Source organism: Streptomyces sp. NPDC020490 (assembly GCF_044335305.1).
In the GTDB taxonomy this organism is placed as follows: domain Bacteria; phylum Actinomycetota; class Actinomycetes; order Streptomycetales; family Streptomycetaceae; genus Streptomyces.
Map to the genome: position 1 here is coordinate 1 of NZ_JBIRUY010000096.1, position 2,777 is coordinate 2,777.

General features: G+C 67.6%; 4 protein-coding genes. All 4 read right to left on the bottom strand.

Features of this window, described 5'->3' with window-relative positions; translation table 11 throughout:
* Positions 1–64 precede the first annotated feature (64 nt).
* Positions 65–745, bottom strand: a complete 681-nt coding sequence (locus ACH4ZX_RS40175) for an IS3 family transposase (protein WP_398283867.1) — start codon at positions 743–745, stop codon at positions 65–67.
* Positions 742–1,053, bottom strand: coding sequence for a transposase (locus ACH4ZX_RS40180; RefSeq protein WP_398283869.1), 312 nt, complete (start codon positions 1,051–1,053; stop codon positions 742–744). Before ACH4ZX_RS40180 ends, ACH4ZX_RS40175 begins: the two co-directional genes overlap by 4 nt.
* A gap of 69 nt (positions 1,054–1,122) precedes the next feature.
* Entirely contained in the window at positions 1,123–1,851 is a 729-nt protein-coding gene (locus ACH4ZX_RS40185; RefSeq protein ID WP_398283871.1) for a hypothetical protein, read from the bottom strand.
* 293 nt (positions 1,852–2,144) lie between these two features.
* Positions 2,145–2,546, bottom strand: coding sequence for a hypothetical protein (locus ACH4ZX_RS40190; protein WP_398283873.1), 402 nt, complete (start codon positions 2,544–2,546; stop codon positions 2,145–2,147).
* Between the last annotated feature and the right edge of the window lie 231 nt (positions 2,547–2,777).

Below are 2,777 nucleotides of genomic sequence, written 5' to 3' on the forward strand. Positions count from 1 at the left end.
CCGCCCCGGCGAGCGCATCGCCGGCCGCAACGCACGGTCAGCGCGCCACTGCCGACGCCGCCCCTCAGGAACATCGCTGGTCTTCAAACTCCAGTCCGCCGTGGCCACGTCGCACACCTCCGAGATCAAGGTGTTGCGACGACCAGTTGAATCCACCTTGCGCCCCCCTGTCGCTGTGATGGATCAGCCCGGAATCCTTCTTGATCCGCCTCCTCCACAGCGCCATCTCCAGCGCGTCCAGCGGGAGTTCGGTGCGCATGTGGTTCGCGACCTGCCAGCCGACGATCATCCGTGAGTACACGTCCAGGACGAACGCCACGTACGCCCAGCCCGTCCAGGTGCGGACATACGTCATGTCCGCCACCCACAGCTGATCCGGCCGGGATGCGGTGAAGTCGCGGTCGACCAGGTCCGGCGGCCGGGGCGCCGACGGCTCAGGCACGGTGGTCCTCCGCCGCTGACCGCGGATGACGCCCTGAAGGCCCAGCTCGTCCATCAGCCGCTCGACGGTGCAGCGGGCCACCTGCACACCCTTGCGCTTGAGGGCGCGGGTGACCCGGCGGACGCCGTAGGTGCCGCCGGACTCGGCATGGACCTGTTCGATCAGCGGCATGAGCTGCTCGTCACGCAGCCGGCGGGCCGGCTTCGGCCGCTTCTTGCGCGCGTAGTACGCCGACTCGGACAGCCCCAGCACCCGGCAGGTGAACCCGACCCCGAGGCCCTTGTCCCTGAGGTGCTCGATCACCTGGCCGGCCTCGTCCGGGGACGGTCGAGTTCCGCCGCAAAAAACGCGCTCGCGGCCTTCAGAATCTCGTTCGCCCGCCTCAACTCCGCGTTCTCCCGCCGGAGTTGCCTCAGTTCTTCCTGCTCGGCGGTGGTCAGCCGGTCGTCGCGTTCGCCGGTGTCCGCCTCGGCTTGGCGGACCCAGCCGCGCAGGGCCTCCTTGTGGATGCCCAGGTCCTTGGCGACATGCGCGATCGGACGGCCGGTGGTGCGGACCTCGCGGACGGCCCGCTCGCGGAGCTCGTCCGGGTACTTACGTGGTGCTGGCACTGCTCGTGGTTCTCCTTCGGGCCAGGATCATAAGCCTGGCTTCAGGGACTCCACCAAACCGGGGTCAGCTCACTCCCTGACGGAGGCCGTGAGTCGAAGGGCCAGCCGCAGCAGCCCGCCCGGCGAGTTGGACGAGCCGTCCCTGACCCGGATCGTGTTCCACTCCTGGCCGTGACGACGGCGCTTGAGGTACTCGACCTGCACATAGCCGCGGTTCGGGTTCTTGAGGCAGTCAGAGGTCAGTTCCCTGGCTGCTTCCGATTCCATGCCGCTTTCGAGACAGAACAGCAGGAGTAGGGCGAACAGGTCGCGGCTGGTCGGGTAGAGGAGGGGCGCGAGGCGGCCCGGGGAATGTTCGTCGGCCGGCGCCCGGCCGACCCGAGCGGCCAGCCCCTGACGCGTGAACTGCCCCTGGCTCTGGTGGATCTCCCACAGCACGTTGGCGTCGGAACTCCATCCAGCGGCCCGAGGGTCCCGCCCCTGTGCCAGGAGCGACGGCCCCTCCACCGTCAGCCGACGAACTGCGTGGTCGATGTCGGAGCGTGCGGCAGCGCGTAACTGCTCCACGATGTGGGGCGAATAGGCGTCGCGAGGGGCGTACGAGCCGACCGGACCCGCTGAGGTATGGGCGAGCCGCCGGACCATGGCAGGCGACAAGCCTCCCTCCTTGTCGCTCAGGCGCCGCAAGATCCAAACGATGTCGGCGATACGCGCGTAGGGCGTCCTTGAGGACTCCGGATGCCTTTCGCGTAGATGGCTCTCGAACCCGTCCAGGTGGCGGGGCAGGAGATCACCCACGCGTAGTTCCACTTGCTCCGTCGATGCGATCCAGCGTGCCCATTCGCGACACGAGCGGGCGCGATTCCGCAGCTTATGCGGCGACCCTGTGCCCTGGCCCACGGCACACGAAGCCGCCAGTTCTGCGCCCAGGGCCCGTAGCAATCGCTGCTGAGGCTCGCGAGTCCAGTCCACGATGGCCGCTCGGTTGTCCGGGAAGGTGACCTCGATCTTCAGCAGTCCCAGCGCTGTGGGAGTTGGATCAACAGCCTGCTCCGCAGGCACACTCAGCCGGGCCCGACGCCGTCCTCGTCCTACCACGACATCTCTCCTCGCGCCTGTGATACGGACTGTTGATCCTCCTGCGAGACCTGCGTCGCCGTGGCCGCGACCTCGGACGTCCAAGCGTCCACCGCGCCGTCGATCAAGGACTGCGCCTGGTCGGTGCAGTCGAGGTAGATGTACGTCGTCGTGATCGAGGAGTGCCCCAGCAGCCGACGCAGGTGATCGAGGGGGTCTCCGATGATCCGGCGGTACACGCCGTCGGCCATTTCAAGCCTGTCCACCGAGCCGATCTGCTCGTGGATCAGCGCCGACAGCAGATGAACCGCGAAGGTGTGCCTGAGCACATGAGGCGTGGCGGCGACATCGACCCCGAACGTCCGGCACCTCTCCGAGGCGCGCACGAATACGGACTCCCAGGCGGACAGAGACACAGGTCGTGCTTTCTGTCCGAGCCATACGCATGCGGGGCCGAGAGGACGGTCTTGCTCGTCCATGAGGAAGAGCCGGGACCGGATCGATGGCAGCACACGTGACCAGGGAACTCTTCGCAGCCGACCGTCCTTTGTCGGGTCTTCGAAGTTGAGCGGTGCGGTGGTTCGGCTGGCTGATGTGCTGTCACGCTCCGTGGCCGGTCGGGGCCCCGAATGCAGGATGCCCGTGGT